At 62.7% G+C, this 8,980-nt stretch carries 10 protein-coding genes; all 10 read left to right on the top strand.

Going from position 1 to position 8,980, the window contains the following annotated elements:
* On the top strand, nt 1–310 hold a 310-nt coding region (locus tag EOA33_RS39040; RefSeq protein ID WP_210212574.1), incomplete at its 5' end, for a hypothetical protein.
* 102 nt (nt 311–412) lie between these two features.
* Complete coding sequence (locus EOA33_RS14750; RefSeq protein ID WP_210211267.1) at nt 413–2,086, top strand: aromatic/alkene/methane monooxygenase hydroxylase/oxygenase subunit alpha; 1,674 nt, start codon at nt 413–415, stop codon at nt 2,084–2,086.
* Between the two features lie 50 nt (nt 2,087–2,136).
* Nucleotides 2,137–2,328, top strand: coding sequence for a hypothetical protein (locus tag EOA33_RS14745; protein WP_127405950.1), 192 nt, complete (start codon nt 2,137–2,139; stop codon nt 2,326–2,328).
* Nucleotides 2,328–3,386 carry a 2Fe-2S iron-sulfur cluster binding domain-containing protein gene (locus tag EOA33_RS14740; protein ID WP_127405949.1) on the top strand — a complete coding sequence of 353 codons (1,059 nt, stop codon included), beginning with the start codon at nt 2,328–2,330 and terminating at the stop codon, nt 3,384–3,386. Before EOA33_RS14745 ends, EOA33_RS14740 begins: the two co-directional genes overlap by 1 nt.
* A 52-nt stretch (nt 3,387–3,438) precedes the next feature.
* Nucleotides 3,439–4,497 (top strand): aromatic/alkene monooxygenase hydroxylase subunit beta, encoded by a 1,059-nt coding sequence (locus EOA33_RS14735; protein WP_127405948.1) that lies wholly within the window; start codon nt 3,439–3,441, stop codon nt 4,495–4,497.
* 17 nt (nt 4,498–4,514) lie between these two features.
* On the top strand, nt 4,515–4,883 hold the full coding sequence (locus tag EOA33_RS14730; protein WP_040968968.1) for an MmoB/DmpM family protein: 369 nt from the start codon (nt 4,515–4,517) through the stop codon (nt 4,881–4,883).
* An 85-nt stretch (nt 4,884–4,968) separates the two neighbouring features.
* Nucleotides 4,969–5,991 (top strand): amidohydrolase family protein, encoded by a 1,023-nt coding sequence (locus EOA33_RS14725; protein WP_126058854.1) that lies wholly within the window; start codon nt 4,969–4,971, stop codon nt 5,989–5,991.
* A gap of 5 nt (nt 5,992–5,996) precedes the next feature.
* Nucleotides 5,997–6,794, top strand: a complete 798-nt coding sequence (locus tag EOA33_RS14720) for an iron-sulfur cluster assembly protein (RefSeq protein WP_126058855.1) — start codon at nt 5,997–5,999, stop codon at nt 6,792–6,794.
* A 76-nt stretch (nt 6,795–6,870) separates the two neighbouring features.
* Nucleotides 6,871–8,502, top strand: a complete 1,632-nt coding sequence (locus tag EOA33_RS14715) for a molecular chaperone GroEL (RefSeq protein WP_127405947.1) — start codon at nt 6,871–6,873, stop codon at nt 8,500–8,502.
* Nucleotides 8,503–8,540: 38 nt separating this feature from the next.
* A partial coding sequence (locus tag EOA33_RS14710) for an alcohol dehydrogenase catalytic domain-containing protein (RefSeq protein ID WP_148670640.1) occupies nt 8,541–8,980 on the top strand: 440 nt, incomplete at its 3' end.

Genomic DNA, 8,980 nt, shown 5'->3' with positions numbered 1-8,980 from the left:
TATTACAGGCGTAATTTACATCTGTAAAATGGCGTTACAGTTGGCTGCCGCGTTTCGCGGCGAAGTGAACGGCGATTGGTTTCGAACGGCCGGCGTTGGGCTCTTTTCAAAACTGGCACGGCGCTTGCTTTGTCATTTGCATAAGAAGCCCATCGCACTTTGCGGTGCCAAAAGAACGAAGGAACGGAGGAAGCAGGTCAGGTCCGCTTCGGTACGCCCATCGCAGCAGCGGTTGGCACCGGGCGCTGCCGATACCTCGGAAACCTTTGCCGCGATCCACTCGAACAGCCCGACGATGAGTCGCGCCTGAATGCGCAACCCTTTGTCGTGCCGTTCGCACTCTCACTGGCGGCGTTGTGTGCCGTCTCACGCCCGGATCAAGGGATCCGCGGCTCAAACCTGGTGGAGGCTTATGACGATGTCGTCTCTGACGCTCAACAAGATCACCTCGCAACGCGGCATTTCCGTAGGCGAGGCGACGAAGAAGATTTCCGACCTCGGTTGGAACCCGACCTATGTCCAGGAAGCGATGACGTTTCCGACCGACTACAAGATCGCCAAGGCGCCGCGCGATCCGATGAAGCAGGTGCTGCGCTCTTATTTCCCGATGCAGGAGGAGAAGGACAACCGCGTCTACGGCGCGCTCGACGCTGCCCTTCGCGGTGACATGTTCCGCAATGTCGAGCCGCGCTGGGTGGAATGGATGAAGCTCTTCCTCGCCATCATTCCCTTCCCGGAAATCTCCGCCGCCCGCTCGATGGCGATGGTGGCGCGGCTGGCGCCGGGCGAGGACCTCAGAACCGGCTTCACCATGCAGATGGTCGATGAGTTCCGTCACTCCACCATCCAGATGAATCTGAAGAAGTGGTACATGGAGAATTACATCGACCCGGCAGGCTTCGACATCACCGAAGAAGCCTTCGGCAAGTGCTACGCAACCACCATCGGCCGCCAGTTCGGCGAGGGCTTCATCACTGGCGACACGATGACGGCCGCCTGCATGTACCTGACCGTCGTGGCCGAGACGGCGTTTACCAACACCCTCTTCGTCGCCATGCCTTCCGAGGCCGCACGCAACGGCGACTATGCGCTGCCGACCGTTTTCCTGTCGGTGCAGTCCGACGAGAGCCGGCACATCGGCAACGGCCACTCGCTGCTGATGGCCGCCCTGAAGGAGCCGGAGAACCATCTGCTGCTCGAGCGCGACCTGCGCTACGCCTTCTGGCAGAACCACGCCATCGTCGACGCCGCCATCGGCACCTTCATCGAATATGGCACAACCAACCGCGACAAGAACAAGGAGTCTTACGCGGAGATGTGGCATCGCTGGATCTATGAGGACTACTACCGCACCTACATGCTGCCGCTCGAGAAGTACGGTATCAAGGTCCACCACGACGACGTCCAGGCCGCCTGGGAGCGCATCACCAAGAAGAATTACGTCCACAAGGTCGGTCAGTTCTTCGCGGTCGGCTGGCCGGTCAACTTCTGGCGCATCGAGGCCCAGACCGACAAGGACTTCGAGTGGTTCGAGCACAAATATCCGGGCTGGTATGCGGAGTTCGGCGACTTCTGGAAGTGGTACGCCAAGCTCAGCCGCAAGGGCGAAAAGGTGCTGCTGTTCAACAGCGACGTCGGCTACGTCTATCCGCACCGCTGCTGGTCGTGCCTGGTGCCTTGCCTCATCCGCGAGGACATCGTGGTCGACGAGATCGACGGGCAGCTGCACACCTTCGCCCACGAGCTCGACCGCTGGACTGCCGTCGAGGCCTTCGCCGACGAGTACCAGGGCCGTCCAACGCCCGCGATGGGCCGCTTCAGCGGCAAGCGCGAGTGGGAGACGCTCTATGACGGCTGGGATCTCGCCGACGCCATCAAGGACCTCAACTTCGTCCGCTCCGACGGCAAGACGCTGATCCCGCAGCCGCATCTGCGCTTCGAGGCCGACCAGCAGTGGACGCTCGACGACGTGCGCGGAAACGTCCTCGGCTCGCCGCTCAAGGCGCTTCGCGGCATGTCTGCGGCCGATCGGGAGAAGCACCTCGCCGAGTATCGGGCCGGCTTCACCATCACGCCGTTCAATTGACGGTCAGGCGGGCCGGTTGCCGCCGGCCCGCCCACCGCTTGGTGGTCAACATGACACGTGCCCGCTTCGCCCTGCCCATCGCCATCGCGGCCTGGGCTGCAATCGCCGCAACCGTCTTCACTGTCACCGGGACGCGTCCGCCCGCCGACGACTGGAGGAAGGTGACGGCTGGCTACAAGGGCTCGCTCGGCCAGAAACCAAGAGCACCAGTGAAGATATTCGCTATCGGGAGTCCAATCTAATGACTGACGCTCACACAGTGCGCCTGGAGCCGGTCGGCGTCGAATTCGAGGTCGAAAACGGCGAAACGGTTCTGAACGCGGCATTCCGCCAGGGCATCGCGCTGCCGCATGGCTGCAAGGAAGGGCAATGCTCGGCCTGCAAATGCGTACTGCTCGAAGGCGAAGTCGACATGCTGAAATACTCGACCTTTGCCCTCAACGACATGGAGAAGGATAGCGGACACATCCTGTTGTGTCGGTCGATTGCCTATTCCGACATGCAGGTCGAACTCCTCAACTACGACGAGGAGGTTCTGGCGAAATCAATCGCGGTGAAGACGTTCAAGGGCCGGATCTCGAAGTTCGAGCATCTGACCCACGACATCCGCGGCATCGAGATCGAACTCGGCTCGCCGATAAAATTCTGGGCTGGGCAATATGTCGACATCACGGTCACCACGCAAAAAGGGGAGACGATTACGCGCTCGTTCTCCATGGCAAATACGCCGGACCAAACCCAAAAACTCTCCTTCATCATCAAGAAATACCCCGAAGGAAAGTTTTCCGGGGAACTCGATTCCGGAGGCATCCGTGTCGGAGCCGAGGTCACCGTCGTCGGACCCTATGGAACCTGCTTCCGGCGGGAAGAACGGCAAGGTCCCCTGATCCTTGTCGGCGCCGGCTCCGGCATGTCGCCGGTCTGGTCGATCCTCAACGATCACCTGAAGAGCGGCGAGAAGCGGGACGTCTACTTCTTCTACGGCGCGCGCACGCCAAGCGACCTGTTCTATCTCGACAGGATCACCGAGCTCGCCGGAAGCCACCCGGAGCTGAATTTCATCCCGGTGCTCTCGCACGTCAACGGCGAGGCGTGGGACGGCGAGCGCGGCTTCGTGCACCAGAGCGTCGATGCCAAGCTCAAACAGCTGGCGGTCGACGGGCAGGGCGACGTCTACGCCTGCGGTCCGCCGCCCATGATCGATGCGCTGCAGCCGGTCCTGTTCATGAACGGGTTCGAGACCGAACGCATCTTCTTCGACCGGTTCACCACGTCGTCCAGCGCCACCCCGGCCCATTGAGGTGGGCCGGAGCCAGCGACACCAAAGCAACTGCAACAAGGGAGTGAAGACAATGGTAGCAACGTCGAGTTCAGTCGGATCGGGAGCCGCGGGAGCCGCGATCTTCGCCGATTCGGACAGCCGGAAATATCGGTACTTCGAGCCGAAGGGCCAGCGCGCCACCCATTACGAGGATGTCACGGTCGACGTGCAGCCCGACCCCGAGCGCTACCTGATCCAGGACTGGATCATCTCCTTCTCGAACGGCAAGGGCGCCTACGTCAAGGACAACACGGCTGCCAGGAGCTCGAACTGGCATGCCTTCCGGGCTCCCGATCAGGAGTGGGAGCGTACGCACTACCAGCGCCAGTCGAAGATCGAGACGATGGTGCAGAGCGTCATCACCAACGCCCGCCGCGCCGGCGCGCCGAAGACCTTCGACAAGGTCTGGTCGAAGCTGCTGCAGGCGCATCTCGGAGCCTGGAAGCATGCCGAGTTCGGCCTGGGCACATCGCTCATGCAGGCGCAGCGCTACGGCTACACGCAGATGATCAACAATACGACGCTCACCAATTCCTCCTACAAGCTCCGGCTGGCCCAGGACATCACGCTCTATCTCGCCGAGATCGGCATGGACATCGCCGGATGGGACGACGAGCTCGGCAAGAAGCACTGGCTCGAGGACGGCGTGTGGCAGGGCACCCGCGAAGCGGTCGAGACCATCATGGGCATGGCCGACTATCTGGAGCAGTACTTCGCCATCAACATCGTCTTCGAGCCGCTGGTTGGCGAACTGTTCCGCTCCGGCTTCCTGATGCAGGCGGCGGCGGCCAACCACGACTTCATCACGCCGCCGGTGATCTCGGCGGCCGAAGCCGACTACGAGCGCAACCTCGCCAACACCATCGACCTGATCTACCTGCTCGCCAACGACGAGACGCACGGCGCGGCCAACAGGAAGCTGTTCCAGGGCTGGGTCAAGAAGCACGGCGCGCTCGCCGACAAGGCAGCCGCCGGCCTGCAGCCGATCTGGTCGATGCCGCATTCCAAGCCGGTTTCGTTCACCGACGTTCGCGCCCAGTCCGAGGAACGGATTGGCCGGATCCTCGGCGAACTCGGCCTCAAGCGCTGAATAGGGGAGAACACATCATGTCAGTAGCAGCACGCGACGCTTCGCAGTCTAACATCTTCAAATCGATGAAGGACATTACCTTCGAGCAGACGATCTCGCACCAGTGCGGCGTCACCATGAACGACTCGGTCGAGGCGCGCGCCATCGCCGAATTCATGGGCAAAAAGCCGGGAGTCATCGTTACCTACCAGCCAGCCATGATCCGCATCGACGGCAACGGCAAGCTGATCTTCAAGATGGACGAGATCAGCGAATATCTGGGTCGCGAGATGACCGCCGAAATCTTCGAGGTCAACACCTCCACCCACTACGGCCGCATGGTGCGCATCGACGACAACACGGTGATCCTGTTCGGGAACATGGACGAGGTCTTCGAATACATCTGAGCAACGATCCGGCGCGCCGCCCGGACGCGGCGCGCCGAAACCTTCAACACAACGCCCCACCAACACGACGACTGCGGAGGCAAGAATGTACAGGACACCTGAAGGCAAGGACATCTTCGTGGTCGATGGCCACACTCATTTTTGGGACGGCAGCCCGGAGAACCAGAGGAACATCCACGGCAAGCAGTTCATCGACTGCTTTTATGCCTATCACACAAACCTGAGCCCGAGGGAGCAACTTTGGCCGAAGGGCAAATTTGAGAAATACAGCGCCGACGATCTTTATCGCGACCTGTTCATCGACGGTCCGGATGACGTTGCGATCGTCCAGTCCACCTACCTGAAGGACTTCTACAAGAACGGTTTCAACACGATCGAGCGCAACGCCGAGGTCGCCAAGCGCTACCCGGACCGCTTCATCGTCAACGGCTCCTTCGATCCGCGCGATGGCGAGAAGGCGCTGGAATACATCCACTTCATGAAGGAGACCTACGACGTCAAGGGTGTGAAGATGTACACGGCCGAGTGGAACGGCGCCTCCAAGGGCTGGAAGCTCACCGATCCCGATGCCTACAAGTGCTTCGAGCTCTGCGAAAAGCTCGGCATCAAAAACATTCATGTCCACAAGGGCCCGACGATCATCCCGCTCAGCAAGGACGCGTTCGACGTTCACGACGTCGACCACGCGGCGACGGATTTCCAGGGCCTCAACTGGATCATCGAGCATTGCGGCCTGCCGCGCCTCGACGATTTCTGCTGGATCGCGACGCAGGAAACCAATGTCTATGGCGGCCTGGCGGTAGCGCTTCCCTTCATCCACTTGCGCCCGCGCTATTTCGGCGAGGTCATCGCCGAACTGCTGTTCTGGCTCGGGCCGGAGAAGCTCCTGTTCGGTTCCGACTACGCGATCTGGACGCCGCGCTGGCTGATCGAGAAACTCTGGGCCTACCAGATCCCGCAGGACATCGCTGCAGAACGCGGTGTACAACTGACCGACGAGATCAAGGAGAAGATCCTCGGCCTCAATGCCGCGCGCCTCTACAACATCGACATTGATGCGAAGAAGAAGGCGCTCGCAAGCTCGCCCTTCAGCATCGCGGCGGAGTAGGGGCCATGGCAACCGCCAGCGTTTCCGGCAGCCGCGAGGAGGAAGTCTGGCGGCGCCTTGGCGAGGTCAACGACCCGGAACTCGACGAAGCCATCACCGAGATGGGCTTCGTCGAGCGGGCCGAGATAACCAGTGACGGCACTGTGGAGGTCGACTTCCGCCTGCCGACCTACTGGTGCTCGCCAAATTTCGCCTTCCTCATGCTCGACGGTGTCCGCAAGGCGCTCGACCGGCTCTCCTGGTCGCCTGCCTATCGCGTGAAACTACACGACCACATGTTCGCCGAAGAGGTCAACCGCGGCATCGAGGCGGGCAGGACTTTCGGCGACATCTTCGCCGAGCTTGCCGGGGACCAGGATATCGACGCCTTGCGCGAAACCTTCAGCATGAAGGCCTTCAAGCGGCGCCAGGAGGCGGTCTTGCGCGGTCTGCGGGAGCACGGCCTGACGGATCGCGAAATCCTCGGCATGGATCTGGCGGCATATGATGCCGCCAGCTTCGAGCCGGGCGAGGCGGCCGCGCAGAAGCCACGGTACCGGGCGGCTCTGCTCCAGCGGTTTGCTGACCGCTGTCCAGGCGATCCGGTCTTCGTGACGTGGGAGGGGCGACAAATCCCGCCCGTCGCGCTCAGCGCCCACCTCGCCGAGCTGCGCGGCGTGCGCGTCAACATGGAGTTCAACGGCGCGCTTTGCCGTGGACTGAAGCAGACAAGATACAAAGAACTGAGTGTGGTCGACGGCGAGCCGACGCTGGTCGACTTCATCATGGACCGCGTGCCGGCGCGAAGCGCGCCGGCCGTCTAGGCAACGTCGAAAGCAACGGCCTCCCTCGCACGAGGCCCCCAACCAACAAGCCGCCCGTAAGGCGGAAGGAGGAGTCATGCCTAAAATAATGCTTCACAATTCGCAGGCCCGCCGGGCCCTTGCCCGCGGCGTCTATAGGCTGGCGGCGGCCGTCGAACCTACGCTTGGCCCCAAAGGCATGAACGCCATGATCGACCGGCCGATCGGTACGCCGATGGTGACCCGCGACGGCGTCAGCATCGCCTCCGAGATCGAACTGCATGACCGTTTCGAGAACATGGGCGCGCAGGTCGTTCGTGAAGTGTCGATGCAGACCAACGAGGTCGCCGGCGACGGCACCACGACCGCCATCGTACTCGCCAACGCGCTCATCCAGGGTGGCATCGAGGCGAATGAACGCGGCGCCAAATCGGTCGATCTCTGCAAGGGCATCGACCGCGCGGTGGCGGCGGTGGTTACTGCCCTCAAGGCCTCGGCCAAGCCCGCCAAGGGCAACGGCATCCTCGCCTCGGTCGCAAACATCGCCGCGACCGACGCCAGGCTTGGCGCGCTGGTGGCGGAAGCGCACGAGCGCGTCGGGGCGGAAGGCGTCATCACCACCGACTTCAGCGTGACCACCGAGACCACGCTTGACGTGGTCGAGGGCATGTCCTTCGACCGCGGCTACCTCTCGCATCACATGGTCACCGACCAGGAGAAGATGGAGGCCGTGCTCGAGCGGCCTCTGATCCTGATGACCGACCTCAAGATCAAGGACCCCAAGGCGCTCGAGACTGCCCGCCGCATCGCCGACGAGGCCGGGCGGCCGCTGCTGATCGTGTCGGAGGAAGTGTCGCCGGAGGTGGTGGTGACCCTGCTCGGCAAGCAGGGGTCCGGGAAATACCTCATCGTCCATCCGCCGGAATACGGCCATTGGCGCAAGGCGATGATGGAGGATCTGGCGATCATCACCGGCGGCAAGGTGATCGCGCGCGATCTCGGCGGCCGGCTGGAGGACATCACAGCCGAGGATCTCGGAACGGCCGAGCGGGTGAGGACCAGCGCGTCCTACACCTCGATCATTCGCGGTGGCGGCGACCATGCTGCGATCGCGTCGCGCCGCGCCCAGGTGCAGCGGCAGTACGAGGCCGCGCCGCCGAACATCGAGCAGGACAAGCTGCGCGAGCGCCTGGCCAAGCTTTCCGGCGGCACGGCCATCCTCTACGCCGGTGGCGTCACGCCCGTCGAGCAGAAGCGGACGATCCAGCTGATCGAGGATTCTCTCAATGCCGTGCGCGCCGCCTCCGAGGAGGGTGTCGTCGCCGGCGGCGGCTCGGCGCTGGCTCAGATCGCGCCCCTGCTCGACAAGGTGGCGGCCGAGGCGGAAGGCGACATCGCCGAAGGCGTGCGCCTGGTGCGCTCGGTGTTGTCGCGTCCGCTGTGGCGCATTGCCGCCAATGCCGGCGCCGATCCCGAAACCGTGGTGGCCGAGGTCACCCGCGTCAATGGCGGTTATGGCTACAACGCATCGGCCGGCAGCTACCAGAACATGTTCGAGGCCGGAATCATCGATCCGGTGCGCGTCACCTACACCGCGCTCGCCAACGCCGCCTCCGTGGCGACGCTGATCCTCACCACCGAAACACTGATCGGCGATCTCGCCGAGGACGAGGACCCGACCGCCGGCCCGGCACGTGGCGGCGGTTCGGAAAAGCTCGGCCGCGCCTGACGCGCATTCCAACGGAACGATTTGGAAAGGACACGACGATGAAAGCCGCCAGACTCTACGAATACGACCCGCACATGAACGTGAAGCTCAAGATCGAGGACGTCGTCGCGCCGACGATCACGGCCCCTGACGAGGTGATCGTGCGGGTCGGTGCCGCCGGACTGTGCCGCACCGACCTCCACATCATCGAAGGGGTGTGGAAACCGACCATGGATCCTGACGGCAGCCTGCTGCCTTACATCATGGGCCATGAGAATGCCGGCTGGGTCGAGGAGGTCGGCAGCGGCGTCCGATCGGTCAAGCGCGGCGACGCCGTGATCTGCCATCCGTTCCGCTCCTGCGGCATCTGCCTCAACTGCCGGCATGGCGAAGACATGTATTGCGACAATGGGCAGTTCCCCGGCCTCGGCATGAATGGCGGCTTCGCCGAATATTTCATCACCAGCGAGCGCTCACTCATCAAACTCAACGCCAATGT

The sequence above is a fragment of the Mesorhizobium sp. M4A.F.Ca.ET.050.02.1.1 genome (assembly GCF_003997725.1).
Lineage (GTDB): Bacteria > Pseudomonadota > Alphaproteobacteria > Rhizobiales > Rhizobiaceae > Mesorhizobium.
Note: the sequence above shows the minus strand (reverse complement) of the source record. Positions and strands in the feature narration are given on the sequence as shown.